Source organism: Paenarthrobacter sp. 10N417 (assembly GCF_056394745.1).
In genome coordinates this window covers 24390-49867 of sequence record NZ_JBFTIL010000029.1, presented here as the reverse complement: position 1 = coordinate 49867, position 25478 = coordinate 24390, and the positions used below count along the sequence as shown (strand labels likewise).

Below are 25478 nucleotides of genomic sequence, written 5' to 3'. Positions count from 1 at the left end.
CTAGAAGTAGTAGGGGAAGTTGGACCAGTCGGGGTCGCGTTTCTGGAGGAAGGCTTCCTTGCCCTCGACGGCTTCATCCGTCATGTAGGCCAGGCGCGTGGCTTCCCCGGCGAAGACCTGCTGCCCGGCAAGGCCGTCGTCGGCCAGGTTGAAGGCGAACTTCAGCATGCGGATGGCCTGGGGGGACTGGCGGGCGATATCAGCCGCGTACTCCAGTGCGACTTCCTCCAATCGTGCGTGGTCCACCGCCTCGTTCACGGCTCCCATCCGGACCATGTCCTCAGCCGAGTATTCACGGGCCAGGAAGAAGATCTCCCGCGCGGCCTTCTGCCCGATCTGGCGGGCCAGCAGCGCAGAGCCATATCCGGCGTCGAAACTTCCCACCGTGGCATCGGTCTGCTTGAACTTGCCGTGTTCACGGGAGGCGATAGTGAGGTCGCTGACCACATGCAGGGAATGTCCGCCGCCCGCTGCCCAACCATTGACGACGGCTATGACCACCTTGGGCATGGTCCGCATCAGGCGCTGGACTTCCAGGATGTGAAGCCGGCCGGCGCGGGCGGGGTCGATGGTCTCCTGGGTATCACCCTCGGCGTAGCGGTAGCCGTCCCTGCCACGGATCCGCTGGTCGCCACCCGAACAGAACGAGTGCCCGCCGTCCTTTTCCGAGGGTCCGTTGCCCGTGAGCAGCACGGTTGCGACGTCGGGAGTCATGCGGGCGTGGTCCATGGCGCGGTAAAGCTCGTCCACAGTGCCCGGACGGAACGCATTGCGCACCTCGGGGCGGTTGAAGGCGATGCGGACTGTGGGGAGATCCTTGATCGTCCCGTCCGTGGAACGCTCAACCTGCCGGTGGTACGTCATGTCCTTGAAGTCGTCGAAGCCGGAAACGGTGCGCCAGCGCGAGGGGTCAAAGATGTCGGAAACCTTGGCAGGGAGATGGTTGTTCACAGTCCGAGTCTAGTAACGGCCTCCGCTGATGCAGAACTCGTGTCTCGGCATGCCCTTGTTGCTAGTGGGGGAGGAAGTCCGGCGGGATCGCATAGATGAGAACCACAGCCAGGAGGTTCTTGGCGGCATGGACGAAGTAGGAGAACATCAGGTTCTTTCCCGTCCACACATAGACCGCCACCAGCACCAGGGCCATGCCGAGATAAGGCGCAAGGGCCGGCAACACCAGACCCTCCCTGCCCACCACGTGGATCGATGCGAAAACTCCCACCGAAAGGGCACAGCAGATCCAGATGTTCACGTACTGCGACAGCTTGCCGATCAGCAGGTGCCGGAACAAGTACTCCTCAACGAACGGCCCCAGGACCACCAGCAGCGGCACCATGAGCCAGGCCGGCACACGCTGGAGCAGGCCTTGGATGCCCAACTGGTTTTCGGAAGTCTGCGCAGTACCGGTCGCCGCAACCAGGAGTGCCGTGACGATCAGCATGACCACCACCGCAAGGGGGACCATGCCAAGAGTGAACCAAGGGCGGGTGCCCAGGATCTTGACGTCACGGCCGACTATGCGCCAGGCGGATGCCAAGGCGAAAACCCCGACGACGGCATAGAAGAGTGCGTTAACGGCATACGAGGCGGTGGCAGGGTCTGAAAAAAGCTGGAGCATCATTCGCTCCACGGATTCGCCCGCAAACGTGAAGTAGATCGTGAATCCCAGATAGGCAGCGACGGCCACGGCGTCCAGGGCATTGAACCGGTAAAGCCTCGTCCGCGTCGAAATGGTGCCCATATGACCAGACTATCTTTGCGGGTGGAATGGTGCGCGCCTGCCAGGGGGGCCCGGGGAAACGGGCAATCGCTCCAGCCTGAAACTTGACGCGCCCTCGTTCCCCGGGCAGTCTGGACCGATGAAGTCTTGAGCGCAGCCCTTCCATCCGGCTGCATCCCCAGTACCCACTACGGCAGTGCCCTCAGCGGTTCCCTGCCATTCACTGCGGACTTTGCGAGGACACCTCTTGACTGACCACCTTCACCTTTCCGGCGTTTCCCACGGTTATGGGGACCGAGAACTTTTCCACGGCGTTGACCTCACCATCGATCACGGCGAACACGTAGCCATTGTGGGAGAAAACGGGGCGGGGAAATCCACCCTTCTCCGCCTGCTGGCCGGCGTAGAAACGCCCGACGACGGCAGTGCCGGTTTGGTCGGGAATTCCGGCTACCGCGTGGGTTATCTCGCCCAAACACACGGACTTCCGGCCTCGCTCACTGTGGGGGACGCCATTGACGCGTCGCTTACCGCGTTGCGTGCGCTCGAGGCCAGCATCAGCGAACTGGAGCGGGACCTGGCGGATGCCGACCCCGAAACCCTGGAACTCTACGGAAGCCTGCAGACCCAGTACCAACTTCGCGAAGGTTACGCTGCCGAGTCCCGGGTGGAAGCAGCGCTTGACCGGCTGGGGCTAGGAGGCCTGGACCGGCGTCGAACGCTTGGATCTTTGTCCGGCGGCGAGCAGGAGCGCGTTGCCCTCGCGTGCCTGCTGGCCGATCCGGCCGAAGCCCTGCTCCTGGACGAGCCCACCAACCACCTCGACGCGAACGGCACGGCCTGGCTGGAATCGAGGTTGGCTGCGCATCGAGGGACCGTGGTGGTGGTTTCGCACGACCGTGTCCTGCTGCGGAAGGTAGCCAGCACAGTCATCGAAGTCGATGCCGAACGCCGGTCCGTCAATCGCTACGGCAACGGCTATGAAGGCTACTTGCGTGAGAAAGCCGCACAGCGTGCCCGTTGGGTGCAGCAATACGACGAATGGCTCGACGCCATGGCCGCCGAGCGGTTCCAGGCCGCCACGGTTTCGGGCGGCATGGGCTACGGCCGGGTGCGCGACAACGACAAATTTGCGACCGGCTTCAAGAAAGGAACGTGGCAGCGCGCCGCCACGAGCAAAGTGCGGAACGCCCAGGAACGCCTCCGACGGCTCGAAGAGAACCCCATTGACCGGCCACCCGTGCCGCTGAAACTCGCCGTACAACTAGACCTTCACGTGGAGGAGACCGCTGGACCGCCCATCGAAGCACGCGGCATCAGCGTGCCCGGTCGCCTCAAAGCGACTGACCTGCGCGTTGAAACCGGGGAAAAGATCCTCATCACCGGACCCAACGGCGCAGGAAAATCAACACTGGTGTCTGTGCTCGCAGGGACGCTTGAATCCGCAGGCGGGACCTTGGCCGTCCAGGGCAAAGTCGGGTACCTGCAGCAGGAACTCGACGTTCCGCCCCGTCCGGGGCTCCGTCTGCTTCCGGCGTTTGCCGCGGGACTGGGCGGAAACATCGACGAACACGCCGAGGCCCTGCTCCGCCTGGGCTTGTTCCGGCCTGCTGAATTTCACGTTCCCGTGGGCAGCCTCTCGGCCGGACAGCAACGGCGGCTAGCCCTTGCCCGGCTGCTTCTGGGCAGTTACGAGACCATGATCGTGGACGAACCCACCAACCACCTGGCGCCAGTGCTCGTGGAACAGTTGGAAGCTGCGCTCGCGGACTTCGCGGGGACGCTGGTCATCGTGAGCCACGACCGTGCGTTGGGGGAGTGGTTCGACCGGTGCGCCGCGGCGGGCTCGGTGGGTAGCTGGGTCCGGTACGGAATGCAGGATGGCGAGTTGCTGTAGGTCGTTGCCGCCGGGGTGAGTTGTTCGCAAAGGGATCGTTACGCTCTGTCCTGCTTATGGAAACACGGCATCAAGCGTCCCGAAACAACACTGGAGCACCATGGAAGGAAGCCGGCCGAAAGGATCTTTCCGTGATCTCCAAGAACCTCTTCCTCCAGGGCATTTTCCCGTTTGACGGCATCGGTATGGAAAAGCCGGTTCCCCTCCACAGCGAGCTCGCGCACTTTGTCCCGGACGGCGTCGTGAACCAGACTCTCTACTTCCGCGGCGGCAACTCCAGTTCCGAACTCATCGCGGTTGTCCTCATGCGGGACGGCGTTCCGATGCGGTACTTCCCCATCGGAGCAAAAGGCGATGTACACGTCCCGCTGAGGGTTGTGGAAGATATCGAGGGCGGCTCGATGATCGAGCTGTTCATCGCCGCGCCAGCTGGTGTCCGCGGTTCCGTGGTGGTGGACCTGGGCATGGTGGAGCACTGATGGCCAGGCGACTGGTGGTCATCGGCAACGGCATGGCCGGTGCCCGCACTGTTGAGGAAATCCTCGCCCGCGCCGGTGGAGACGCTTTCGAGATCACCATCTTCGGGGATGAACCGTATGGGAACTACAACCGCATCATGCTGAGCCACGTGCTGTCCGGTGAGGAAAGCGATGCGGACATCTTCCTCAACGCCCTTTCTTGGTACCAGGACAACAACATCACCCTGCACGCCGGGGTGCGGGTGGAGCGCATAGATAAGTACAGCAAACACGTCTTCGCGGCCGATGGCAGGGTGGTTCCGTACGATGTCCTGATCATCGCCACCGGAAGCCACTCGTTCCTTCCTCCGATGGATGGCCTGTACACACCCAGCGGATCGGTGCGTCACGGGGTCTTTACGTTCCGGACCATGGACGATACCCGCAAGATGGTCCAGTTCGCCCAGCACGAGCATCATCGCAAGGCCGTCGTGATTGGCGGTGGACTGCTCGGGTTGGAGGCGGCCCGCGGGTTGCAGGCCTACGGCCTTGACGTGGCGGTGGTCCACTCAGGCGGCCACCTCATGAATGCACAATTAGGGCCCGACGGCGGCGCAATACTGCGGCGAAGCGTCCAGGCGCTGGGCATCGAGGTCCACACAGGAAGCCGGACCACCGCGGTGCTGGGCAAGGACCGGATCACCGGTGTGCGATTGCGTGATGACACTGAGCTGAGCTGCGACATGGTGGTTGTTACAGCCGGCATCCGGCCCAACGTTGATGTCGCCGTGGTGAGTGGCCTGGCCGTGGAACGGGCCATCGTGGTGGATGACCACCTGCGTGTCATGGACGAAGAGGACATTTATGCCGTGGGGGAGTGCGTGCAGCACCGGGGCGAGGTTTATGGGCTCGTGGCTCCCTTGTGGGAGCAGGCCGCCGTTCTGGCCGACCAGCTCACCGGCGTGGATCGTTCATCGGTCTATCTGGGGTCCCGGACCGCCACCAAACTGAAGGTGGCCGGCGTCGACGTCGCTTCCATGGGCTTGCCGGGCCCGGAACTCGACACGGATGAGCACATTGTTTTCTCGGAACCGAGCCGGGGCGTGTTCAAGTCGATCGTGATCCGGGACAACAAGATGGTGGGCGCCACCCTTCTTGGTGACAGCCGGAAGGTTGCGTACTTAACCCAGGCTTTTGACCAGGGACTGCCGCTGCCGGAGGAGCGGCTCTCGCTGATGTTCGATCTCGGCTCCCCTTCAGAGGAGGAAGGTGTTGCGGAACTGGCTGACTCTGCCCAGGTCTGCAACTGCAATGGAGTCTCCAAAGGGGCACTCGTCTCGGCTGTACAGGGTGGATGCCGCTCGGTACCCGCTGCCATGGATGCCACCCGGGCAGGCAAGGGGTGTGGTTCGTGCAAGTTGCTGGTCAAACAGGTGGTGGAGTGGGCGGCCGACGGTGCCGTAGAAGATGACCCCTCAGCCAGCTATTACGTCCCTGGCATTCCCTTGGACAAGGCTGCGTTGATGTCCCGGATCCGGGAGCTTGGACTGCGCTCGGTTTCACAGGTTTTCGCGGCTTTGGCTCCTGACAGTGCGGAGGACGCCAAGTCCAAGATGGGCCTCGCCTCGCTCATGAAGATGATGCTGGCGGACAAGTACATAGACGAGCGCGATGCCCGTTTCATCAACGACCGCGTGCATGCCAACATCCAGCGCGATGGCACATTCTCCGTAGTGCCCCAGATGAAGGGCGGCGTGACGTCCGTGCAGCAGCTCCGGAGGATCGCCGACGTCGCGGAGAAGCACAACATTCCCATGATCAAGCTGACCGGTGGCCAACGCATCGATCTCCTGGGCGTGGCCAAGGAAGACCTCCCCACAGTCTGGGCGGATCTGGACATGCCGTCCGGCTACGCCTATGGCAAGAGTTTCCGCACGGTGAAGACCTGCGTGGGGAAGGACTACTGCCGCTTTGGGACGGGTGATTCCACAGGTTTGGGCATTTCGCTTGAGTCCCGCTTCCAGGGAATTGAGTCGCCGGCAAAACTGAAACTCGCGGTCTCCGGATGTCCGCGGAACTGTGCAGAATCCTTGGTGAAGGACGTTGGGGTCGTGGCGGTGGAGGGCGGCCGCTGGGAGATCTACATTGGGGGAGCGGCCGGCGCCCACATCCGGAAGGGCGATCTACTGGTCACGGTGGATACGCCCGAGGAAGTCACGCTCCTGGCGGGTCGTTTCATGCAGTACTACCGGGAAAACGCGAACTGGCTTGAACGGACGTACGCGTTTGTTCCCCGGGTAGGGATTGAGCATCTTCGCAGCGTCATCCTGGATGACTCCGAGGGCATCGCTGCCCGCCTGGATGAGGCGATGCAGGAGTCGGTGGACAACTACGTGGATCCGTGGAGTGAACGGGATGATCCGCTAACGCCTGGCCAATTCCGGACCTCGCTGCCCTTGACGGTACTCCCGCAGGTGCCGGTCCGATGAAGATTCCACACATCGTAGGGCCAGTTGACCAAATTCCGTTCGGCGAAGGCAGGGCGTTCGGGATCGACGGCGAGCAGGTTGCGGTCTTCCGGCTGCGTGATGGGAGCCTGCGTGCTGTCTCCGCGGTGTGCCCCCACAAAGGAGGCCCCCTCGCGGACGGAACCATTGATCAGCGCGTGGTGATGTGTCCACTCCACCAGCATTCGTTTGAGCTGGAAACCGGGTGTTCCACCACGGGTGCGAAGCCCCTGCGGACGTACGAAGTTTTCGCAGATGAGGGCCAGAACATCGTCGTCATTCCTTAAAGCAACGCGGGGTCACTTATGGCCCCTTTGGGCGGCCAACATGGGCCCTAACTGACCCCGCGTTGCTTTGTTCAGGGAGGGTGCTGTTGCCTGCGTCACGGGCATTCCCGTTAATCCCGTAAGATAGACGGGTTGCGCGAACCTTCGGCGTTCTGCGTTCTTTGTCACACTTTGGGGTCCTCCAACGAGGAAAGCTCGAATTTTGTGTGGCAAAGGTGCCCATGTCCCGGCATGGGCGTAAACACCTACAGCAATACCCCAACCCACAAGGAACAGCTGTGCCGCAAAGTACCCCCACAGATCTCCAGAACCCCACGGCCTCATCTACCGCCGTCGGTTCCACCCTCAGCGCCGAGGGTTACCAGAAGACCCTGAGCCGGCGCCACGTCACCATGATCGCCATGGGTGGCGCAATCGGCGTCGGCCTGTTCATGGGCGCCGGTGGCCGCCTGGCCTCCACTGGCCCGGCCCTGATTTTCTCCTACGCAATCGCCGGCGTCATCGCTTACCTGCTGATGCGCGCGCTCGGTGAACTCATCATGTACCGCCAGACCTCTGGCTCGTTCGTGAGCTACGCCGGCGAAATGTTCGGCAAGAAGGGCGCCTTCCTTTCAGGCTGGATGTACTTCATCAACTGGGCCATGACAGGCATTGCCGAGCTCATCGCGATCGGCCTGTACTTCCAGTTCTTCTTCCCCAACGTTCCCGTTGAACTCTCCGCCATTGCAGCGCTGGTGCTGCTGGTGGCCGTGAACCTGTTCAGCGTCAAGGCCTTCGGCGAGTTCGAATTCTGGGCCTCCTGCCTCAAGGTCGCAGCCATCCTGATCTTCCTGGCAGTTGGCACCTTCATGGTTGTCACCAACGCGCAGGTGGGCACCGGCCACGCTTCCGTGGGCAACTTGTTCCACAACGACGGCGGCATGTTCCCCAAGGGCGGCCTGGTCATGATCCTGGTCCTCAACGCCGTGATCTTCGCCTACAACGCGATCGAACTCGTAGGTATTACCGCTGGTGAGATGCAGAACCCGGAACGTGAAGTTCCCAAGGCGATCCGCGCCGTCGTGATCCGCATTATCGTCTTCTACGTCGGTTCGGTGATGCTCCTTGCGATGCTGCTGCCGTCGGACCAGTACAAGGCGGGCACCTCGCCGTTCGTAACCGTGTTCGGCCAGATGGGCCTCGGCTGGATGGGCGACGTCATGAACATGATCGTCATCACCGCCGCGCTGTCCTCCTGCAACTCGGGCCTGTACTCGATCGGCCGCATCTTCCGGACCATGGCAAACAACGGTCACGCCCCGCAGTGGCTTACCAAAATGTCCTCCCGCCACGTGCCGTATGCAGCCATCCTGGCGATCGGCGGCGTCTACCTGGTGGGCATCCTGCTCAACATCTGGCTGGGCGGCTCGCACGCGTTCGACCTTGCGCTGAACACGGCCTCCATTGGTGTGATCTTCACCTGGGGTTCCATCTTCGCGAGCCAGATTGCCCTGCGGAAGAAGCGCGGCAACGTCTCCAGCCTGCCGATGCCCGGTTCACCGTGGACCAGCTGGTTGGGCCTCATTGCGCTGCTGGCCATCACCATTCTGATCGGCTTTGACACCATGACGGATAAGGCAACCGGCGAGGTCTTCCTCCTGGGTCTCTGGACCCTGGCGACCATTCCGTTCTTCGCCCTGGTCCTTTGGCTTGGCTGGCAGAAGGTCAAGAACAACGAGCCCAAGAGCGAACTCTTCAGCTAAACGCTCTCTTCACCCAAGCTCGACGGCGGGTGCCTCCCTAGCGGGGGCGCCCGCCGTTCGCGTTAAGGGGCCCGTTGGTCGTGTTATTTGGCGCATATGGGGTGCAGAGCAGGCCCCACAGCGCCAGTCAGTTGGGAGTGTCAGTGCCCCGGACTAGGCTCGATGTATGGATCACACCACCACCCTGACGCAGCACATCAACGCCAGCCCGGAGAAAGTTTGGGCGGTCCTCTCGGACATTCCAGGCTCGGCCGGGACCCTATCGGGTATCAACGCAATCCAGATGCTCAGCGAGGGTCCCTATGGGGAAGGCACACGCTGGAAGGAAACACGGACCATGATGGGCAGGCAGGAAACCGTGGAGATGTGGGTGTTGGAGGTGGATCCACCCCGCAGTACCACGGTCAAAGCACTTCAGGGCGGCGCCGATTACACCACGCGCTTTAACCTGGCAGGGCGCGACGCCGGCACTGACCTTACGCTGACATTCGGCGCCGAGGTCCTCAAACCCACGCTCCTCAGCAAAGTCGCCATGGCCTTGTTCGGCAAGATCGGCATGAGCATCACCCGGAAAGCCCTGGGCAAGGACCTTGCCGAGATCGCTGCAAAGGCGGAATCCCTCTGATGGCGGCTGCAAAGGTGGCGGCCCCCAAGATCTCGCCAGTGCGGTTGGAAGAACTGCGCGACGACGACGCCCCGGACTTCCAGCGTGGCGAACGCTATGACGGCATCAGGTTTACCCGCGTTTCCGCCGATGGGGAGGAGCTGAGCGGTGCTGACTTTATCGAGTGTGAGTTCACGGGAGTCTCCTTCAACGAGGCTCAGCTGCGCGGCGCCACGTTCCGGGAGTGCATCCTGGCCGAGCCATATGCTCCAGTCTTCACAGCCGCCCGGACTTCCTGGCAGGACGTGGAGATCAGCAATCCCAGGTGGGGATCAGCCGAGCTGTACGAGGGCACGTGGCGTTCGGTGCGGATCGAGGGCGGCAAGTTGGACTACGTGAACCTGCGGGGTTCAAAGCTGATGGACGTCCAGATTTCAGATTGCATCATCAACGAGCTCGATCTTGGCGGCTGCACCGGGACACGGGTGTCGTTGAAGAACTGCACTATCGGCACCTTGGATGTCACCGGCGCCAAGCTCAAGGACGTGGACCTGCGGAGCTCGGAGTTCCGGAGTATCAACGGATTGGCGGGACTCGCCGGAGTTGTTATCGACGATTACCAGTTGAGTCTCATGGCCCCGTTATTGGCTGGTCATTTGGGAATCCGGGTGATCTGAAGCACTGACCGGACTGCCCGGAGATGACTTCATCTGTTGACCCGGAGGGCAGGCCGTGTAATCTTTATAGAACGAACGGTCGGTATATTATTCCGCACCGGTCCCTTTCACTTCGCGAAGGATGTTCTCATGGTCGAGGCTTTTCTTGTTGGCGGCGCACGGACGCCGGTTGGTCGTTACGGCGGGGCACTGTCCTCCGTCCGTCCTGACGACCTCGCCGCGCTGGTGGTCCGTGAAGCAGTGGCGCGTGCCGGCGTCGATCCTGACTCCATTGATGAGGTAATCCTCGGCAACGCCAACGGCGCCGGCGAGGAGAACCGCAACGTCGCACGCATGGCGACCATCCTCGCGGGACTTCCCCTCCACATCCCGGGCATCACGGTTAACAGGCTTTGTGCCTCGGGCCTGAGCGCCATCATCATGGCGAGCCAGATGATCAAGTCCGGCGCCGCGGACATCGTGGTGGCCGGTGGGGTCGAATCCATGAGCCGGGCACCCTGGGTGCAGGAGAAACCCACCGCTGCATTCGCCAAGCCGGGCCAGATCTTCGATACGTCCATCGGTTGGCGCTTCGTCAACCCGCTCTTCACCAAGGGCGAGCTCTCCCGTGACGGCAAGATGACCTACTCCATGCCTGAAACCGCGGAGGAAGTGGGCCGCGTGGACAACATCTCCCGCGAGGATGCAGACGCTTTCGCTGTCCGCTCGCACGAGCTCGCGTTGGCAGCCATTGCAGGCGGCCGGTTCAAGGACGAGATCGTTCCGGTCACCGTGAAGACCCGCAAGTCCGAGACCGTTGTGGACACGGACGAAGGTCCCCGCGAAGGCACCACCATGGATGTCCTGGCCGGGCTTCGGCCAGTAGTCCCCGGTGGCTCCGTGGTCACCGCAGGCAACTCCTCCAGCCTCAACGACGGCGCCTCTGCCATCATCGTGGCCTCCGAGGCAGCGATCAAGAAGTTCGGGCTGACGCCTCGCGCCCGCATCATCGATGGCGCTTCGGCAGGCTGTGAGCCGGAAATCATGGGCATCGGTCCTGTTCCGGCAACGCAGAAGGTCCTTGCCCGCACTGGCCTTACCGTGGACCAGCTCGGCGCAGTAGAACTCAACGAAGCTTTTGCCACCCAGTCCCTTGCCAGCATGCGGCGCCTGGGGCTGGACCCGGGAATCGTCAATAACGACGGCGGTGCCATCAGTTTGGGGCACCCGCTGGGTTCCAGCGGATCGCGTCTGGCCATTACCCTTCTGGGCCGCATGGAGCGGGAGCTTGCCAGCAACAATGGACCGAAGCTTGGCCTTGCCACGATGTGCATCGGCGTGGGCCAAGGCACGGCAATGCTGCTGGAAGGCGTGTAAATGGCACTGAACCAGGAAGACTTCAGCACACTTCTCCTCGAGGAACGCGACGACAGGCTCACTGTTCTTCTCAACCGTCCCGAAGTACGCAACGCGATCGACCAAACCATGGTGGATGAACTGCACCTCGTTTGTGCCGAGCTGGAGCGCAACCCCAAGGTGCTGATCATCGCGGGCACGGACGGCGTCTTCGCCTCGGGTGCGGACATTGGACAGCTCCGGGAACGCCGGCGGGATGACGCATTGCGGGGGATCAACTCGACTATCTTCATGCGCATCGCCAAGCTGCCCATGCCCGTCATCGCAGCTTTGGACGGCTATTGCCTCGGTGGCGGTGCGGAGCTTGCCTATGCGGCGGACTTCCGCATCGGGACCCCGAGTGCCCGGATTGGCAACCCCGAAACAGGGCTGGGAATCCTTGCTGCAGCGGGTGCCAGTTGGCGGCTCAAGGAGCTTGTGGGTGAACCGAAGGCCAAGGAAATCCTCCTCGCCGGCGCCGTGTTGCGGGCCGAGGAAGCGCTGCGAATCAGCTTGATCACCGAGATTCACGAAGCCCCTGATCTTATGGAGGCCGCGCACAATCTGGCTGACAGGATCGGCCGCCAGGACCCCCTTGCCGTCCGCATTACCAAGTCGGTGTTCCACGCTCCTGCGGAAGCGCACCCACTGATCGATACCCTTGCCCAAGGGATCCTCTTCGAATCCCAGGCCAAGTTCGACAGGATGCAGGCTTTCCTGGATAAGAAATCGGCGAAGGCCGCCAGCTCATCCACGACTGCCAACGACGACAGGATCCAGAAATGACAGCAGTTCCCGCGATTCCCCACGTTGTTGGAGTTCTTGGTGGTGGCCGGATGGGTGCCGGTATCGCGCACGCGTTCCTGACCAAGGGCGCCACGGTCATCGTCGTGGAGAGGGATCACGAGGCAGCCGCCGGAGCGCAGGGCCGGGTCGCTGATGCGGTTGCCAAGTCCGCTGCCCGCGGCACGCTGAGCGAAACCCCTGACGAAGCCATGGCCCGGTTCAGCACGTCGACGGACTACGAATCCTTCATCCACTGTGGCCTGGTGGTAGAAGCTGTGCCCGAGGATTACGATCTCAAGGTCACCGCTTTGAAAGCGGTGGAAGACCACCTTTCCGCTGATGCGTTCCTTGCCTCAAACACGTCGTCGTTGTCCGTGACGGACTTGGCGAATGCACTCCGCAGGCCAGCCAACTTCATCGGCCTGCACTTCTTTAACCCGGTGCCCGCCTCCACCCTCATCGAAGTGGTGCTGGCCAAGGAGACCTCGCCCGAACTCGCCCAAGCGGCGAAGAACTGGACGGAGGCACTCGGCAAGACGGCCGTCGTCGTTAATGACGCGCCGGGCTTTGCGTCCTCAAGGCTGGGCGTCGCTATTGCCTTGGAAGCGATGCGCATGGTTGAGGAGGGCGTGGCTTCAGCGGAGGATATCGACGCCGCGATGGTCCTCGGGTACAAGCACCCTACCGGGCCGCTCAAGACCACGGACATCGTCGGTCTCGATGTTCGTCTGGGTATCGCCGAGTACTTGCATTCCACGCTGGGTGACCGCTTCGCTCCGCCGCAGATCCTGAGGGACAAGGTGGCCCGCGGGGAGCTTGGCCGCAAAACGGGCAAGGGCTTCTTCGACTGGAACGACTGAAGCCCGGGGCGGGTTAGGCTAACCGGGTGACCTCGATTGAACCCATTACCCTGACCGGCAAATTCGTGACCCTTGAACCCTTGCGGCCAGATCACCACGACGACCTTGTGGAGGCGGCCAAGGACGGTGAACTCTGGAAGCTCTGGTACACCTCCGTGCCCACGCCGGAAGGTATGGCTGCCGAGATTGAGCGGCGGCTGGACCTGCAGGCAAAAGGGTCCATGGTGCCCTTCGCTACCAGGCTCAACAGCACGGGCAAGGTCATCGGGATGACGACGTACATGAACATTGACGCCGCCACCCCGCGCGTTGAGATTGGCTCGACTTGGAACGCGGCGTCCGTCCAAGGCACGGGCACCAACCCCGACTCCAAGCTGCTGCTCCTTCGGCATGCCTTTGAGACCCTTGGCTGCCCCGCCGTCGAATTCCGTACGCACTGGCTCAACCACCAGTCCCGCGACGCGATCGCCCGACTCGGCGCCAAGCAGGACGGTGTGCTCCGGAACCACTCGCGCAGCAAGGACGGCACCCTCCGCGACACCGTGGTGTTCTCCATACTGGAACACGAATGGCCGGCGGTGCGGAACGGCTTGGAATACAGGCTGGCCAAGTACGGCGCATAGGTGAGCAGGAACGTGGAAGCCGAAAAATAGGGTAGCCACAGGGCCTGTACCGCGCTGCCTGCCGGGCGTAATCTGGCCAACACATTGCCCCGTACGCGGCCGACGGGTGGGCGTGCCGCTAAGTGATCCTGTTTATCGGACCACCGGAGCCCCAAAAGAGCAGTATGAAGGGGAAGCATCATGGCAACTCATCGAGCACGACGCCGGCACTTGGCTTTTGCAGGCGGACTCGCCGCCCTGGCACTCACCCTGGGATTCACGGCCAGTCCGGCCACCGCCGCACCGCCGCCACCTGTCACGTATGTGGCGCTCGGTGATTCATACACGGCGGGGACTGGTGCGGGGGGCTTGAGCAGGCCACCCGTGGCTTGCTGGCAAAGCCCCGGTGGTTACGTTGACCTGGTGGACGCCTCACCAAAGGTCACCTTGGTGGCCAACTTGGCGTGTCATGGAGCCGTGTTGTTCCCCGTCCCACCCTTCTATGACGGAGTGACGCCGACTGTCGGTCAACAAATCTTCGCTGGGCAGCAGGCCTTGGCTGGTGCTGATCTGGTCAGCGTCACAGCTGGTGCCGTGGATGCCGGCAGTTTGCTCGCTTTGCAGAACTGCTCCACGCCCAATACCCAGCTATGCGCGGCCACCGTTTCCGGGATCATCGCCAATCTTCCTGTGATCGAGTCCGGACTTGAGATCACTTACCAGGCCATCCAACAGGCGGCCCCGGACGCCGTCATCGCTGTTCTTGGTTATCCGCGCCTGTTTGATCCGTCCCAAGGCGACATCGTTATTGGTGGCGTCACAGTGGTGCCGGTCGCGAACCAGATCCAGGTGAACATGGCCATTGATGCCCTCAACGCGACTATTGCAAAGGCGGTGCAAGAGAGCGGGACCAACGCGGTGTTCATCGATATGACCAAGCGGTTCCTTGGGCATGCGGTCAACTCAGCCAACCCATGGATCGTCCTGGATCTCACCCAGCCACTCCTGGATGCGAACTTCCACCCGAACAGCGCCGGACACCAGGCGTATGCGTCTGCTTTGCTCTCCTCGGTGAAGCTGACTCAACTCGCCAAGCGTTAGACCACTAGGACGTTGCGAACCCGCTGTTTCGTTGTTGCCCAACAACGAAACAGCGGGTTCGCGACGTTCATGCAGGCCGGACGCAAGCTCACACCTTCTGCCAGCGGCTCTCAGCCTCGGCGCTGGCCTCCACTGCCGCTAACACCTTCTGGACCTGCAACGCATCAGAGAAGGATGGCTCCGGCTGGCGATCCTCAGCGATGGCGTTCACGAGGTCCACCACCTGATGCGTGAATCCGTGCTCGTAGCCCAGGCCATGTCCGGTGGGCCACCAGTTCCCGACGTAAGGGTGCGATGGTTCCGTCACGATGATCCGTCGGAAACCGGCGTCCTCGTCGGAGGCATCGTAGAAGGACAGCGAGTTCATGTCCTCGAAGTCGAAAGCCAACGAGCCGAGCGTGCCATTGAGTTCCAGCCGCATGGCGTTCTTCCTTCCCAGGGCAAACCGAGTCGCCTCGAACACTCCGATCGGGCCGCCGTAGGTGGAACGCCCGACGGCGGTCGTGCCGCCACCCGCTATGGCTGGGTCACCGCCGTCGGGCGTCTTTCCGCCGAAACGGGCCGTAAAGATCGCGGCGTCGTCCACAGTTACCGGACCGCGCGGACCGTCTGCGCCACGGTGACCGCCGAGCCCAACGAAGTCACCGCCGATTGGCCGCTCCTTCACGAACGTCTCCATTAGGGCTGAAACCCCTGTGATGTTGGACCCGGTGATCCACTGTGCGGCGTCGATACTGTGGGCGCCGATATCACCCAGTGAGCCAGACCCGGACTTTGCTTTGTCCAGGCGCCACGTCAGGGGCGCGTCCGCATCCGACAACCAATCCTGGAGATACTGGGCCCTGACGTGCCGGAGATCTCCCAACCGGCCTTCGTCCACCATCCGCTTAGCAAGGGCCAGTGCAGGAGTTCGCCGATACGTGAACCCGCACATCGAGTACACGCCCCGCTCGGCGGCCGAGGATGCCACAGCGGTCATCTTCTCAGCCTCAGCCACACTATTGGTCAAGGGTTTCTCGCACAGCACGTGTTTGCCGGCTTCCAGGGCAGCAATCGCAATCTCGGCGTGCGTGTTGCCCGGGGAACAGATATCGATCAGGTCAATGTCATCGCGCTCGATCAGGCGACGCCAATCGCTCTCCACGGAATCCCAACCGAGCTTGGCCGCGGCCGCCTGAGCAGCAGCAGCATTTCTGCCAGCCAGCGCCGTCAGCTTGGGCGCAAGTGGGAGATCGAAGAAGCGTGGCGCCGTTCGCCAAGCATGCGAGTGGACGGCGCCCATGAAGGAGTAGCCCACCATGCCCACCCGCAGCTTCCGAGTCACAGCCGAATGCCTTCCCCCGCAAGCGCACTGCCTCCCGTAAGCGCACTGCCTCCCGCAAGCGCACTGCGAACCGAGGTCCAGGACTTCAAAACTTCCAACACGGCCGGGTCCCGCTCGGCAAGTAGTGCCTGTTGGTACGAGTCCTCAAGCAGCGTGTCCACGGAAACCCGGGTGCCGTTGGCCGCACTCAGGATGGCCGCCTCCACCATGGCCAGGCTCATGATGTTTTGGTGCACCTGCCCCATCGGGGTGCTTCCCGTGCGGACTGCAGATACAAAGTCGCGCAGGGAACCAGCGATTTCCTGGCCGGGATCCTCAGAACTGCCAGCATCGCCGGAAACAGGAACAGAGGAAACAGGCTCATTGTCGCCGTCCCACAAGACCGTGCCGTGCTCGCCGCTGATCCGCCACGAGGCGTTCCACGAGGTTTCCTGGCCCGGGCTGCACCAGCTTCCGTTGAACACGAAGCGCTCGCCGCCGGTCATTTCGAACACGGCCGTGGCCCCGGCATCACCGCGGTACCAACTCCACGAGGGGTTGTACTCCTCGCAGAAAACAGAGACGGGATCGGCGTCGAGCAGGAACCGGGCCATGTCGAATTGATGGATCGCCATGTCCAGCAGCAGGGGGTGGTCCATGGCATCACGGAATCCGCCAAAGTGCGGCGCCTTGAAGAACTCGGCAGAGACGATGCCAACAGCACCCAGGGACCCGGACAGCCGCTTGGCTTCGAAGAGCTGCCGGTTGTAGCGCCTGGACTGGCTGACCATGAACAGCTGGCCGTGAAGCTCAGCCGCGGCTGCCAGGGAAAGCCCTTGCGCCACTGTGGAGGCCACGGGCTTTTCGCCAAGAACCGGCAAGCCGGCAGCGAGTGCCTCGGTAGTGACCGGATGATGCGCGGCAGGAACGGTGACGTTGATGATCGCCTGGGCTCCAACGTCGGACGCCAGCGCCGCTGTGCCGGCACCCACCGGAAGGTCTGGACGGCCGAGCGAAGCTGCAGCCTCGGCGGCGGTGGCGAGATCCAGATCCACGATGCCCACAAGTTCCACCAACGGTGACGACTCAACGGTTCGAAGCCAGGCGCGGCCCATGCCCCCGGCGCCGACCACTACGACGCGAAGGGGAGTGCCGTCGTCGGGGATGATGGCGAAAGGCGTGCTCACGCGTTTGCTCCTTGGTAGCTCTTGCCGTTGAAGAAGTCGTTGGTTTCGTAGCGAAGCAGCTCAGGGACGGCGCGCTCGGGACGGTCAGTGACGGCCCATTCGACGGCGTTGGCGATGACCCGGCGGATGTCTTTGTGCTGATAGACGGGGTAGTCCTGGTCGCCGGGGCTGAAGAAGAAGATCTTGCCGTGTCCGCGCCGGAACGTGCAGCCCGAACGGAACACTTCGCCTCCGCTGAACGAGCTGATGAACACCAGTTCCTCCGGCGTGGGGATATCGAAGAATTCGCCGTACATTTCCTGCTCAGGGATCACGATGGGGTGCGGCACGCCCTTGGCGATGGGGTGGGTCGGGTCCACTGTCCAGACGAGTTCGCGGTCGTGTTCGGAGCGCCAGCGCAGGGTGCAGCTAGTGCCCATGAGCTTGGTGAAGATCTTGGACCAGTGCCCGGAGTGCAGCACAATCAGGCCCATGCCCGCGAGCACGTGGCGGTGGACGCGCTCCACGATTTCGTCCTCAACGTCGGCGTGGGACATGTGCCCCCACCAGGTGAGGACGTCCGTGTTGGCGAGGACTTCCTCCGTGAGGCCATGCTCGGGTTCGTCCAGGGTCGCGGTGCGAACCTCGACGCCGGAACCCAGGTTCTCCTCGATGCCCGCCTTAACTGCGCCGTGCATTCCTTCCGGGTACAGGCGTGCCACGAGTTCGTCCCGCTTCTCGTGACGGTTTTCGCTCCAAACGGTGACGCGGATGGGCTTGCTTGTTTCAGGCATGATTTTTCCTTCTGATGAGTGAGGGTCTACTTGACCGCGCCGCCGGTGGTGCCAGCGGCGATGTATTTTTGGGCCGCGACCAACAAGACGATGGCCGGGATGGAGGCGAGTACCGCCGTCGCCATCACTGAACTCCAGTCGTTCACGTAGGCGCCGATGTACTGGAAGATGCCCAGGGTGACGGGGCGGACCGCTTCCGTGGTGGTCAGGGTCAGGGCGAACAGGAAGTCGCTCCAGGCGAACAGGAACGTAAAGAGGCCCGCGGTGATCAGCGAGTTCCGACTCAGCGGAATCACGATCGACCAGAACGCCCGGACGTGCCCCGCACCGTCCACCCGCGCTGCCTCGATCACGGACGACGGCATGCCGTTCATGAACGCCCGGATGATGAGGATGGCGAACGGAATTCCGTGTGCCGAGTCCGCGAGGATCAGGCCTGGAATGGAGTTGAGCAGCCCAAGATCGTTGTAGGCCGTGTAGAGGGCGTTGGCCACCACGATGCCCGGGATCATCTGGCTGATGAGGATCGCGAAGAGGACAACTCCTGCGCCGCGAACCTTGAAATAGGCCAGCGCGTAGGCCGCCGGGGCAGCGATTGCCAGGCTCAATGCCACACTGCCCAGAGAGATGATCAGGCTCGTGCCGAGGTTCCCGGCTTGCTCACTGATGGCTGTGGCATAGCCGGTGAAGTCGGGCTTCAAGGGCAGCCACGAGGTTTCCAAGGTAGTGCCGTTGGGCTGCAGGGAGGCGTTGATCATCCAGTAGACCGGGAACAGCATGATGGCCAGGAAGAAGATGGCCAGCGCCGTGTAGCCCCAGTTCTTGCGGTTTCCTGCCGGCGCCTTTGCCCTGCTGGGCCGGAGTGTGGGTGCTTTCAGTACGGTTGTCATGGTTTCCTCACTCATCCACAGCACGTCGGCTTGCCCGCAGGTACAGGACCGCGAACACCAGGGAAATGATCACCAGCACGTTGCCCAGGGCCGCGCCTTCGCCGAATTTGAATTCGTGGAAGGAGAGGTCGTAGGACTGGGTAGCGATGGTCTGGGTCGAGTTCGCCGGGCCACCGTTGGTCAGGCCCAGGATGATGTCCAGCACCTTCAGCGTGTAGACGACGCCGAGCACCAGCACCACGCTCACCACGGGACGGAGCATTGGCCAGGTGATATGCCGGAACGCCTTCCAACCTGTGGCGCCATCCAGGGACCCGGCCTCGTAAAGCTCGTCCGGGATCTCCTGCAGGCCCCCGTAGAGGATGGTCAGATTGAACGGGATGCCAATCCAGATGTTCACTCCCACCACAGCGATCAAAGCCAACGAGGTACTGGTCAGCCACGGAACGCCCGTGTTGATGACGCCCAGATCGCCCAGGAAACGGTTGAGAGCTCCGCTGTCCTTGTCCAGGATCCAACGCCACACGGCACTCGAGACAATCAGCGGCAGTAGCCAAGGCAGCAGGAGCAGCGAGCGCAGGATTCCGTTGAGCGGGAACTTGCGTTGGAAGAAGATCGCCAACGCCAGCCCGATCACGAACTGGCCCAGGATGGAACCCACCGTGAACAGCGCGGTGTTCAGCAGTGAGGTGGAAAACAACGACGACGACAATACAGTTACGTAGTTGGCCAGCCCTACCCACGGGGCTTCTCCGGTGAAGAACGTAGCCGTGGTGTAGTCCTGGAAACTCATGACGACGTTCTTGACCACGGGGTAGCCGAAGAACAGTGCCATGTAGACCACGGCAGGAACCAAGAAGAGCCACTGGAAGATGCGCTCGCGGCGTTGGCGGGTGCGCCGTCGTGGTGTCTGCGCTTCTGTAGGCGAGCCTGCCGGGCGGCCATGCTTGCGCGTGGCCTTTCCCGCGGCCTTTCCGGTGGAACCTGCCGCTGTTTGCGACAAATCTGTTGTCAATGACATGGCTGGCTGCTTACTGGCCTTGCGCTTGCTTGAGGGCATCTGCCGGCGAGGCGTTACCGGTCAGGGCTGTCTGGATGGCGGTGTAGATCTTGGTTGCCTGTGCCGGCCATTCTGCACCCAGCTCGCCGGTGCGGGCGCGGGCAGTCTTGATCAGCTCAGTGAACGTAGCGAGCTTGGGGTTTTCGGTGGCGAACTTCTCCGCCAACGTGGTTTTGGAAGGAATCGTGTTGCGGACCTTGGCCATCGCCATCTGGTTCTCGTCACTGTTCAGGCAGGCAACCACTTCCGCGGCCTTGGCCTGGCGTGCCTTGTTGCCGGTCTGGGGGACCGTCCAAACTTCGCCACCCAGCGGCGCAACGGACGTCTGGCCGGCTTCACGGACGGGGATCTTTACGACGCCGTACTGCAGAGTGGGCTGCTTATCCAGGGCCGGGATCTGCCACGGGCCGTTGACCATCATGGCTGCTTTGCCGGCCATGAACTGGTCCTTTACATCGGCCTGGGTCCAGTTCAGGGCGGAGGAAGAGACGGAGCCGCTCTTGACCAGGTCTGTCCAGAGCTGGAGTGCCTGCTCGGTCTCCTTGGTGTCGATCTTCTTCTCGTCACCGCCGTTGGACCACATGACCGGGAGGAACTGCCAGGTGCCTTCATAAGTGGGGTTGGCGTTGAACGCGAGCCCGTACTGGTCGCCGGCGGTGAGCTTGGCGGAGGCTGCCTTCAGCTCATCCCAGGTGGTGGGCGGGGTTACTCCAGCCTTGTCCAGGATGTCCTTGTTGTAGAACAGGGCAATGGTGTTCACGGTGGGAGCCAGGCCATAGACCTTGTCCTTGTAGGTGCCTGCGCTCAGGACACCCTCTGCGAAGTTATCCGTGCTGATCTTGAAGTCTGACAAGGGAGCCAAAGCGCCCGTGGCGGCAACCTGCTGCAGGTCCGGATTGTCCAGCATGAGCACGTCCGGAAGCGTTTTGGAGGAGGACTGCTGGAGCACCTTGGAGATCAGGGACTTGCCCGGGACGGTCTCCCGCTTGATGGTCACACCTGCCTGCGTCCCGCACTTAGTCAGGGCGTCGCCGATGAAGGACTTATCCGGCTCGTTGTTGTAGTAGTCCATCACGGAGATTTCTTTGACGGCCTCCGACGACGAAGCTGCGGGGGAGGTCCCGCAGGCTGAGAGGGCCAGGGGCAGGCCGACCAACGCAGCGACGGCGAGGGCAAGAGGACGACGGGTTGTCCTTTGTGCTGACTTCATTGTCTGTTCCTTTTTTCTGGGGATGGCTTTTATCGGGGACGAGGTTGTCGATACGTATCGACGATGCGTATCGATGAATTTGGAAACGGATGAGATGCAGGGTGCTGTGCAGAGGGTTTAGCTGCCGTGGGGTGGACGGAGCGTGCTGGCACGGTGCGTAATGACCGTGGGTACCAATTCCAGGGATTCGGTTGGTCCCTGGTTTTCGGCTTCGAGGAGATCGCAAATAATCTTCACCGCACGGCGGGATACTTCGGCCGGGCGGAGGTCAATGGTGGAAAGCGGTATGGGCTGAAGCTCAGCAAGGGTGGGGGAGGCGCTGCCGATGACGGAGACATCCTTCCCGGGAGTCAGGCCACGGCTGGTCAGAACCCGTCGAAGAACGTCCTGAACGGTGCCGTCCGGAGCGATAAACGCAGGTATTCCAGTGGTCTCCGCCAAGGCTTTGTCCACGGATTCCGCGATCACCTCGTGGTCAGTTCCTCCGGGAAGGTGCAGCACCTTGACGCCGAGGGTCTCCGCGGCCTTGTTGGTGCCGGACATGAAGCGTTCCACGTAGTTCACGTGGCGATCGACAACCTCCGGCTGCCAGTCGATCACTGAGATCACCGCGTGCCCTGCTGCCGCAAGATCCTGGACGCATTGTTCGCCGGCCATTTCAAAGTCGGCATCAATGCAAACCAATCCGGAAGGATCATGTGGGATGCCGATCAGCACCACGGGAACGTGGAGGCTGCGGACTACCGGGAGCCGTTCGTCGTCGCCTTCCACCTGCATCAGGATCAGGCCATCGCAGATCTGCTGGCCCACCACACGCTGCAGCCCCGGTGCGCCCTCATCCTCGGTGACCAGCAGGATGTCGTGGTCATAGAGGCGGGCAGTGTTGGCGATCACGGACACAAACTCCATGATCGACGCCATGTGCAACTCGGGGATGAAAGGGATGACCAGGCCGATCACGCGGGTCCGACGGCTGGCAAGCGCGCGGGCTCCGGCATTTGGCTGGTAGGTCAGCTGCTGGATAGCATCCTCCACCTTTTTCCGCGTCTTCTCGGAGATGGGTCGCTTGCCACTAAGAACATAGGAAACCGTGCTCTGTGCAACGCCGGCGGCCTGGGCAACGTCCTTGCTGGTGGGCATGTCCTGGCCTCCTCGCGCTCTCTGCTGAACGGTTTGATTGTGGTTGTTGTTTGCGTTTCGTGTTCGTCGATACGTATCGTCGATGCGCATCGAGAACGAGTATGACATGAGTCACTCGCCCCGCGCAATACCCCCTTCTGATCCGCTCTCACATCCACCGCCCTTTCGGCCGATCTTCTCTCATTTCCTGTCGCCTTTGGGCGGATGTTCTCTCACATCACTGCAGGCGAATGTGCTTAGCTGGCTCCTATGGACGGGACAGCACCGCAGTTAGGCGTCCACTGGGATGGCGCCGTGAACGCCTGGCGGGTCGCGGGGGACGTGTACAGAATGGGTCGCCACGAGTGGGTAACCGCAGCCGGTTGGCACCAAATGTACGACGACGGCATCCGCACTATCATCGATTTGCGCGCCTCGGGCGAGCGGCGGCAACGCGACACCGATCCCAAGGTGCCGGACGACGTGAAGGCCAGCATCGACGTCGTGCATTGCCCCACGGAGGACCCCGACCATAGCGATTTCGGCGAACTCTTCGGCCCGTACCTGAAGGACCCGTCGCAGTACGGCGACTATGTGAGGCTATTTGGGGAGAAGATTGCGGCCGTCTTCAAGGCCATCGCCGCCTCGCCAGGCAAGGTTGTGATTCACTGCTCGGCGGGCCGGGATCGGAGCGGGGTGATCGCACTCATGTTGCAACGCTTGGCCGATCTTGGCGACGACGAAATCCTGCGCGGCTACGAACTTGCCGCGCGAGGGATCAATGAGCGGCACCGCACCCACGGGGCACCGCACGCGCACGATCCCTACCTTTCGGACGAGGAGTTCGAGGCCTGGTTGGAGCAGAAGCGTGCGGGCGTGAAAATGTTCCTTGGTTCGCTGGACGTTGAGTCATTCCTGGCGCGGAATGGCGTCACGGGCCAGGAAGTGGAGGCGATCCGGGCCAAGCTGCGGTGATGTGAGAGAACGATGCCTGGAATCGGGCGGGATGTGAGAGAGGATCGGCTGGAATCGGGTGGGATGTGAGAGAGCGACGAAATTGCTGCTGCACTCCTCCGGGCATTCATGTACCCTGTATATATTACCGAACGGCCGGTCAGTAATGTTTGCGGTCCCGCAGACCCAATGACCGAGCCGATTTCACGTGCCTTGGAAGGACCCGTCGACGATGACCACTACCGCAGTCGCCCCGGAAACCACAGCCGTTGCAACCGTCCCCAGCTATGTCCAGGATGCCTGGTGGACGCCGGCTCCTGACGCCAAAACCGTCCCGGTCCGTGATGCCAGCACCGGAGAAGTCCTGGCCAACGTCAGCACTGACGGACTGGACTTTGCCGCCGTCGTAAATTACGGCCGCACCACAGGCCAAACGGAACTTGGAAAGCTGACCTTCCACCAGCGTGCGCTCAAGCTCAAAGAGCTTGCCATGTACCTCAACGGCCGGCGTGAAGAGCTGTACGAGTCCTCGTCGCAGTCCGGCGCCACCAAGATCGACAACATGATCGACATCGACGGCGGCATCGGCGTTCTTTTCACGTTTGGGTCCAAGGGTCGCCGTGAACTGCCCAACTCGCAGGTTGTGGTGGATGGGCCGATGGAGGTGCTGTCCAAGGATGGTTCGTTCGCCGGTGAGCACATCTACACACGCATCCCCGGCGTTGCGGTGCAGATCAACGCCTTCAATTTCCCGGTCTGGGGCATGCTGGAGAAGTTCGCGCCCGCATTCCTCGCCGGCGTTCCCACCATCGTCAAGCCGGCCACGCCCACGGGCTACGTTGCGGCGGCCGCGGTCAAGGCGATGGTCGAGTCCGGCATCCTGCCCGCGGGTTCCCTTCAACTGATTTCCGGCTCCGCCCGGACCATCCTGGACGAACTGGATTTCCGCGACCTCGTCTCCTTCACGGGTTCGGCGTCTACCGCGAATTCGCTGAAGGCCCACCACAACGTGGTCCAGGGTGGCGTTCGCTTCACCTGTGAGACCGACTCCCTGAACGCCGCGATCCTTGGACCGGACGCTGTTCCCGGCACTCCGGAATTCGACGCGTTTGTCCGGGCCGTCGTCACCGAAATGACTGTCAAAGCCGGCCAGAAGTGCACCGCCATCCGCCGTGTGATCGTCCCGCAGGAGTTGATTTCCGACGTCTCTGCGGCCATTGGTGCGCGCATTAACGAGCGTGTGGTGGTTGGTGATCCTCGCGCCGAGGGCGTCACCATGGGCGCCCTGGCTTCGCTGGAGCAGCTCGCCGACGTCCGCGCGGCCGTCCAGTCAATGCTCGACGCCGGTGGTGAGCTTGCGTACGGGTCCCTCGATTCGCCGTCGGTCACCTCGGTCGGGGGCACCGTGGGTGTCGTGGAAGACGGGGCTTTCATGTCTCCCGTACTCCTCAACTGGGCCGACGCGGAAGCCGAAGAAGTCCACTCCCTTGAAGCTTTCGGCCCCGTCTCCTCGGTGATCGGATACTCGGATCTTGCCGATGCCATCCGCCTCGCAGCCCGAGGCTCGGGTTCATTGGTGGCGTCCGTGTGCACCAACGATCCTTCGGTGGCGCAGGAGCTGGTGCTCGGAATCGCAGCGCATCACGGCCGCGTCCACATACTCAACCGCGAGGACGCGCGGTCCTCCACCGGACACGGCTCACCCGTACCTCACCTGGTCCACGGTGGTCCTGGCCGCGCAGGTGGCGGCGAGGAGCTGGGCGGTATCCGCTCGGTCCTGCACCACATGCAGCGCACCGCCATCCAGGGCTCGCCGAACATGCTCACCGCCGTTACCGGTCAGTGGCACACGGGCGCCGACCGCAATTTCACCGTGGAAACCGAAGGTGAGCACCCCTTCCGGAAGCACCTCTCGACGCTGAGGATCGGCGACGCCGTTCGCTCCGATCTGCGCCAGGTGACCCTCGAGGACATCACGGCCTTCGCTAACTCCACTGGCGATACGTTCTATGCACACACCAATCAGGAAGCAGCCGAGGCCAACCCGTTCTTCCCGGGCATCGTCGCGCACGGCTACCTGCTCCTGAGCTGGGCTGCCGGGTTATTCGTGGAGCCCGCGCCGGGTCCTGTGCTGGCCAACTACGGCTTGGAGAACCTGCGTTTCATCACGCCCGTGGCAGCCGGCGACTCCATCCGCGTCACGTTGACCGCCAAGAAGATCACACCGCGTGAGACTGACGAATATGGCGAGGTTGCCTGGGACGCGGTTCTCACCAACCAGAACGACGAAATCGTAGCCACCTACGATGTTCTGACCCTCGTGGAGAAGTAACCTTCTCTCACATCCCGACCGTTTTTACCGGATCT

The 25478-nt window shown here is 62.4% G+C and carries 23 protein-coding genes; 14 read left to right on the top strand and 9 right to left on the bottom strand.

Annotated features, from left to right (window positions below; all coding sequences use genetic code 11):
• Together AC1DCM_RS24760 and AC1DCM_RS24755 are read right to left on the bottom strand one after the other, a co-directional pair.
• Nucleotides 1-951 (bottom strand): 1,4-dihydroxy-2-naphthoyl-CoA synthase, encoded by a 951-nt coding sequence (locus tag AC1DCM_RS24760; protein ID WP_477520084.1) that lies wholly within the window; start codon nt 949-951, stop codon nt 1-3.
• Between the two features lie 61 nt (nt 952-1012).
• Nucleotides 1013-1741 (bottom strand): CPBP family intramembrane glutamic endopeptidase, encoded by a 729-nt coding sequence (locus AC1DCM_RS24755; protein WP_442003499.1) that lies wholly within the window; start codon nt 1739-1741, stop codon nt 1013-1015.
• 226 nt (nt 1742-1967) lie between these two features.
• On the opposite strand from AC1DCM_RS24755, the gene AC1DCM_RS24750 reads away from it, so the two are divergent.
• The 12 genes from AC1DCM_RS24750 to AC1DCM_RS24695 all read left to right on the top strand — a co-directional run bounded on the left by AC1DCM_RS24750 (nt 1968) and on the right by AC1DCM_RS24695 (nt 14615).
• Nucleotides 1968-3617: an ABC-F family ATP-binding cassette domain-containing protein gene (locus AC1DCM_RS24750; RefSeq protein WP_477520083.1), complete on the top strand. Its 1650-nt coding sequence runs from the start codon at nt 1968-1970 to the stop codon at nt 3615-3617.
• 131 nt (nt 3618-3748) lie between these two features.
• A complete protein-coding gene (locus tag AC1DCM_RS24745) occupies nt 3749-4096 on the top strand; it encodes a molybdopterin oxidoreductase (protein ID WP_431116373.1) in 348 nt (115 codons plus the stop codon).
• Complete coding sequence (nirB, locus tag AC1DCM_RS24740; RefSeq protein ID WP_477520082.1) at nt 4096-6564, top strand: nitrite reductase large subunit NirB; 2469 nt, start codon at nt 4096-4098, stop codon at nt 6562-6564. The genes AC1DCM_RS24745 and nirB overlap by 1 nt, the downstream gene beginning before the upstream one ends.
• Nucleotides 6561-6869 (top strand): Rieske (2Fe-2S) protein, encoded by a 309-nt coding sequence (locus AC1DCM_RS24735; protein ID WP_477520081.1) that lies wholly within the window; start codon nt 6561-6563, stop codon nt 6867-6869. Before nirB ends, AC1DCM_RS24735 begins: the two co-directional genes overlap by 4 nt.
• Before the next feature lie 278 nt (nt 6870-7147).
• Nucleotides 7148-8611, top strand: a complete 1464-nt coding sequence (locus AC1DCM_RS24730; RefSeq protein ID WP_477520080.1) for an amino acid permease — start codon at nt 7148-7150, stop codon at nt 8609-8611.
• 166 nt (nt 8612-8777) lie between these two features.
• Nucleotides 8778-9236, top strand: a complete 459-nt coding sequence (locus AC1DCM_RS24725) for an SRPBCC family protein (RefSeq protein ID WP_477520079.1) — start codon at nt 8778-8780, stop codon at nt 9234-9236.
• Nucleotides 9236-9892: a pentapeptide repeat-containing protein gene (locus AC1DCM_RS24720; protein ID WP_477520078.1), complete on the top strand. Its 657-nt coding sequence runs from the start codon at nt 9236-9238 to the stop codon at nt 9890-9892. Before AC1DCM_RS24725 ends, AC1DCM_RS24720 begins: the two co-directional genes overlap by 1 nt.
• Before the next feature lie 129 nt (nt 9893-10021).
• Complete coding sequence (locus tag AC1DCM_RS24715; RefSeq protein ID WP_431116361.1) at nt 10022-11248, top strand: thiolase family protein; 1227 nt, start codon at nt 10022-10024, stop codon at nt 11246-11248.
• Nucleotides 11249-12052, top strand: coding sequence for an enoyl-CoA hydratase/isomerase family protein (locus tag AC1DCM_RS24710; RefSeq protein ID WP_442019061.1), 804 nt, complete (start codon nt 11249-11251; stop codon nt 12050-12052).
• Nucleotides 12049-12912 carry a 3-hydroxyacyl-CoA dehydrogenase family protein gene (locus AC1DCM_RS24705; protein ID WP_442019060.1) on the top strand — a complete coding sequence of 288 codons (864 nt, stop codon included), beginning with the start codon at nt 12049-12051 and terminating at the stop codon, nt 12910-12912. The genes AC1DCM_RS24710 and AC1DCM_RS24705 overlap by 4 nt, the downstream gene beginning before the upstream one ends.
• Before the next feature lie 26 nt (nt 12913-12938).
• Nucleotides 12939-13535: a GNAT family N-acetyltransferase gene (locus AC1DCM_RS24700; protein ID WP_442019059.1), complete on the top strand. Its 597-nt coding sequence runs from the start codon at nt 12939-12941 to the stop codon at nt 13533-13535.
• 180 nt (nt 13536-13715) lie between these two features.
• Nucleotides 13716-14615, top strand: a complete 900-nt coding sequence (locus tag AC1DCM_RS24695; RefSeq protein ID WP_442019058.1) for an SGNH/GDSL hydrolase family protein — start codon at nt 13716-13718, stop codon at nt 14613-14615.
• A gap of 88 nt (nt 14616-14703) precedes the next feature.
• Here AC1DCM_RS24695 and AC1DCM_RS24690 read toward each other — a convergent pair whose 3' ends face one another.
• From AC1DCM_RS24690 to AC1DCM_RS24660, 7 genes are all read right to left on the bottom strand, one after another.
• The gene (locus tag AC1DCM_RS24690) at nt 14704-15915 is read right to left on the bottom strand and encodes a Gfo/Idh/MocA family protein (protein ID WP_442019067.1); all 1212 of its coding nucleotides are present in this window, start codon (nt 15913-15915) and stop codon (nt 14704-14706) included.
• Nucleotides 15916-15935: 20 nt separating this feature from the next.
• Nucleotides 15936-17105 (bottom strand): Gfo/Idh/MocA family protein, encoded by a 1170-nt coding sequence (locus AC1DCM_RS24685; RefSeq protein WP_442019057.1) that lies wholly within the window; start codon nt 17103-17105, stop codon nt 15936-15938.
• Complete coding sequence (locus tag AC1DCM_RS24680; RefSeq protein WP_442019056.1) at nt 17102-17878, bottom strand: ThuA domain-containing protein; 777 nt, start codon at nt 17876-17878, stop codon at nt 17102-17104. The genes AC1DCM_RS24685 and AC1DCM_RS24680 overlap by 4 nt, the downstream gene beginning before the upstream one ends.
• 26 nt (nt 17879-17904) lie before the next feature.
• Nucleotides 17905-18768 carry a carbohydrate ABC transporter permease gene (locus AC1DCM_RS24675; RefSeq protein WP_442003515.1) on the bottom strand — a complete coding sequence of 288 codons (864 nt, stop codon included), beginning with the start codon at nt 18766-18768 and terminating at the stop codon, nt 17905-17907.
• 7 nt (nt 18769-18775) lie between these two features.
• On the bottom strand, nt 18776-19789 hold the full coding sequence (locus AC1DCM_RS24670) for a carbohydrate ABC transporter permease (protein ID WP_442019055.1): 1014 nt from the start codon (nt 19787-19789) through the stop codon (nt 18776-18778).
• Nucleotides 19790-19799: 10 nt separating this feature from the next.
• Entirely contained in the window at nt 19800-21038 is a 1239-nt protein-coding gene (locus AC1DCM_RS24665; protein ID WP_442019054.1) for a sugar ABC transporter substrate-binding protein, read from the bottom strand.
• A gap of 117 nt (nt 21039-21155) precedes the next feature.
• A complete protein-coding gene (locus tag AC1DCM_RS24660) occupies nt 21156-22178 on the bottom strand; it encodes a LacI family DNA-binding transcriptional regulator (RefSeq protein WP_442019053.1) in 1023 nt (340 codons plus the stop codon).
• Nucleotides 22179-22427: 249 nt separating this feature from the next.
• Between AC1DCM_RS24660 and AC1DCM_RS24655 the strand changes: the two genes are divergently transcribed.
• Together AC1DCM_RS24655 and paaZ are read left to right on the top strand one after the other, a co-directional pair.
• The gene (locus AC1DCM_RS24655; RefSeq protein WP_442019052.1) at nt 22428-23132 is read left to right on the top strand and encodes a tyrosine-protein phosphatase; all 705 of its coding nucleotides are present in this window, start codon (nt 22428-22430) and stop codon (nt 23130-23132) included.
• A 211-nt stretch (nt 23133-23343) separates the two neighbouring features.
• Nucleotides 23344-25443: a phenylacetic acid degradation bifunctional protein PaaZ gene (paaZ, locus tag AC1DCM_RS24650; protein ID WP_442019051.1), complete on the top strand. Its 2100-nt coding sequence runs from the start codon at nt 23344-23346 to the stop codon at nt 25441-25443.
• Nucleotides 25444-25478: the final 35 nt, after the last annotated feature.